This is a genomic window from Microbacterium enclense (genome assembly GCF_004022425.1).
Taxonomy (GTDB): Bacteria; Actinomycetota; Actinomycetes; order Actinomycetales; family Microbacteriaceae; genus Microbacterium; species Microbacterium enclense_A.
This window is the reverse complement of the sequence record NZ_RBZY01000127.1, coordinates 1-2,179: the sequence shown is the minus strand read 5'-3', so window position 1 is coordinate 2,179 and position 2,179 is coordinate 1. Positions and strand designations below refer to the sequence as shown.

2 protein-coding genes are annotated in these 2,179 nt (G+C 70.3%); both read left to right on the top strand.

The window, feature by feature from the left end; all coding sequences use genetic code 11:
- A partial coding sequence (locus tag D8Y23_RS16490; protein WP_240663947.1) for a lyase family protein occupies positions 1-830 on the top strand: 830 nt, incomplete at its 5' end.
- A 40-nt stretch (positions 831-870) separates the two neighbouring features.
- Positions 871-2,179, top strand: a 1,309-nt coding sequence (locus tag D8Y23_RS16485; protein ID WP_164878296.1) for a sensor histidine kinase, incomplete at its 3' end; no start/stop codon positions are given.

Genomic DNA, 2,179 nt, shown 5'->3' with positions numbered 1-2,179 from the left:
CCCCCGTCACGCTCGGCCAGGAGTTCGGCGGCTACGCCCGCCAGATGCGACTGGGCATCGAGCGGGTGCAGGCGGTCCTCCCCCGCGTCGGCGAGGTCCCGCTCGGCGGCACGGCCGTCGGGACCGGCATCAACACCCCGCTGGGCTTCCCGCAGAAGGTCATCGCACTGCTCGCCGCCGAGACCGAGCTGCCGATCACCGAGGCGAAGGACCACTTCGAGGCCCAGGCGAACCGCGACGGTCTCGTCGAGGCATCCGGAGCCCTGCGGACCATCGCGGTGTCGCTGACGAAGATCAACAACGACATCCGCTGGATGGGTTCCGGCCCCAACACGGGTCTGGGCGAGCTCCACATCCCCGACCTGCAGCCGGGATCCTCGATCATGCCGGGCAAGGTCAACCCGGTCGTCCCCGAGGCGACCCTCATGGTCTGTGCGCGCGTCGTCGGCAACGATGCGACGGTCGCCTGGGCGGGCGCGTCGGGATCGTTCGAACTCAACGTCGCGATCCCCGTCATGGGCACGGCCCTGCTCGAGTCGATCCGTTTGCTCTCGAACGCCATGCGGGTGCTCGCCGACAAGACCGTCGACGGGCTCGAGGCCAACGTCGGCCGCGCCGAGGCGTTCGCCGGGATGTCGCCGTCGATCGTCACACCGCTGAACAAGGTCATCGGCTACGAGGCGGCCGCGAAGATCGCCAAGCACTCGGTCGCCAAGGGCATCACGGTGCGCGAGGCCGTCATCGACCTGGGCTACGTCGAGCGTGGCGAGATCACCGAAGAGGTCCTCGACGCCAAGCTCGACCTGCTCTCGATGACCCACCCGGGCTGACCCGCACCGCAGCGACGCCGAGGAACGTCATAATCAGAGGATGATCCGCCGCGCGAGACCCGTCTCCGCGCGCGTGCGACTCCTCGGGGCGTTCCTCGGCGTCGTGCTGCTCGGGCTCATCATCGCGGGCGGTGTGACATTCGTCGTGCAGAGCGAACGGGTCATCGCCAACGCCGAGCGACAGCTCGACGGATTCGTGGCAACGGTGTCGGCCAGCGGCGAGGACCCCGCCGACCTGGTGGACTCCGCCGTCCCCGGCCGCACCGACGGAACGCTGGCGGTCATCGGAACAACTGTCCTCGCCACCACTCCCGCCCCGCCCGGGCTGCCGCTCGCCGACGACGCCGTCTTCGTGCGCGACCTGCGCGCGGCACTCGATCGCGGGGATATGCGCGGGCGCCTCTCCGCCACCGTCGGCCCCGTCCTTTATGCGGCGGTGCGGACAGGCGATGCCGATGTCGTCCAGGCCATCTCCATCGATCAGCGCATGGAGCTGGTCACGCTCTCCACCACCACCTACGCGATCGCCGGCGCCGGGGTGCTCCTCGCCGTGGGAGTGGCCGGATGGTTCGTCACCGGCCGGTTGTTCTCGCCGCTGCGGCGGCTGCGCGACACGACCGACGCGATCACGATCGCCGACCTGGGCGTCCGTGTCTCGGCCGATGGCAACGACGAGATCGCCGACCTCACGGCATCCGTCAACTCGATGCTCGATCGGCTCTCGATGTCCGTCGCCGCGCAGCGACAGCTCCTCGACGACGTCCGACACGAGTTGAAGACGCCGATCACGATCGTGCGGGGCCACCTCGAGACCATGAACCCCGCCGACCCCGACGACGTGACCGAGACCCGCGATCTCGGTATCTCCGAACTCGACCGGCTGTCCCGTCTCGTCGACGACATCGACGCCCTCGCCGACGTCGAGGCCGGCGGGCTCTCGGCGGGTGTCGTCGACGTGGGGGCCCTGACCGACCGTGTCGGCGAACTCGTCGCCGCGATCCCGGAACACTCCTGGACCATCGAGGCGCGCGGCCGTGGTCCCATCGTGGGCGACCACGATCGTCTCGTGCAGGCGTGGCTCCAGCTCGCCGACAACGCCGCCAAATACACACCGGCCGGCAGCCCGATCGAGATCGGCAGCTCCGCCGACGGGACCACGGCGCACCTGTGGGTTCGCGACCACGGGCCCGGTATCCCGCCCGCCGCCCGGCACCGCGTGTTCCAGCGCTTCGACCGCGTCTCGGCCGGGCGCGGAGTCGACGGTTCGGGACTGGGCCTGTCGATCGTGGATGCCATCGTCAAGGCGCACGACGGGCGCTGCACCATCGCCGACACGGCGGGCGGGGGCG